The organism is Pseudoduganella aquatica (assembly GCF_009857595.1).
Taxonomy (GTDB): domain Bacteria; phylum Pseudomonadota; class Gammaproteobacteria; order Burkholderiales; family Burkholderiaceae_D; genus Rugamonas; species Rugamonas aquatica_A.
This window is the reverse complement of the sequence record NZ_WWCU01000103.1, coordinates 1-1,114: the sequence shown is the minus strand read 5'-3', so window position 1 is coordinate 1,114 and position 1,114 is coordinate 1. Positions and strand designations below refer to the sequence as shown.

General features: G+C 72.2%; 1 protein-coding gene. It reads left to right on the top strand.

Features of this window, described 5'->3' with window-relative positions; genetic code table 11:
• The coding region (locus GTP77_RS29705) for an efflux RND transporter periplasmic adaptor subunit (RefSeq protein ID WP_161075745.1) at window positions 1–1,114 on the top strand (1,114 nt) is incomplete at both ends.

The following is a 1,114-nucleotide window of genomic DNA, read 5'->3' as shown; positions in this document are numbered from 1 at the left end:
GGTGGCCCGGTCGGCGGAGGCGGCGGCCGGCGCGGCGGCGCCTCGACCACGGTGGGCGTGGCCACGGCCGAAACGGCCGACCTGCCCATCGTGCTCGACGCGCTGGGCACCGTCACGGCGGCGGCCACCACCACGGTGCGCCCGCAAGTGTCCGGCATCCTGCAGAAAGTGCTGTTCAAGGAAGGCCAGATGGTCAAGGCCGGCCAGGTGCTGGCCCAGATCGACCCGCGCCAGTTCGAACTGGCGCTGATGCAGGCCAGCGGCCAGCGCCAGCGCGACGAGGCCCAGCTGGACAACGCCAGGCTGACGCTGGAACGCTACCGCACCCTGCTGGCGCAGGACTCCATCGCGCGCCAGGACGTCGACACCCAGGCCGCGCAGGTCAAGCAGCTGGAAGGCACCGTCATGACCGACCGCGCCAACGAGGGCACGGCGCGCCTGAACCTGGGCTACACCAAGGTGGTCGCGCCCATCAGCGGGCGGGTCGGCCTGCGCGTGGTCGACGTGGGCAACCTGGTCGGCTCGGGCGACGCGGCCGGCATCGCCGTCATCACCCAGCTCTCGCCGATCGACGTGGAATTCGCCGTGCCGCAGGACCAGGGGCCGCTGGTGATGGAAGGCGTCAACGCCGGCGCGCCGCTGCCGGCCATTGCGCTCGACCGCACCCGCGCCGTCACGCTCGACAACGGCCGCTTCTCGGCGCTGGACAACCAGGTCGACACCCAGACCGGCACCATCAAGGCCAAGGCGCGCTTCGCCAACAGCCACAACGCGCTGTTCCCCAGCCAGTTCGTCAATGTGCGCCTGGAGCTGCGCACCATCAAGGACGCCGTCATGGTGCCGGTCACGGCGCTGCGCCACGGCAGCAAGGGCGACTTCGTCTATGTGCTGAACGGCGACAAGACCGTCAGCACGCGCCCGGTCGCGCGCGGCCAGGCCACGGTGGACAAGGTGGAAATCCGCAGCGGCCTGAAGGCGGGCGAGCAGGTCATCACCGAAGGCGCGGACCGCCTGAAGGACGGCGCCAAGGTCACGCTGCCGGGCGACAAGCCGGGCGGCGGCGCGGGCGGCGGCGGCAAGCGCGGCAAGCGCGACGGGCAGGGCGGCGGCCACG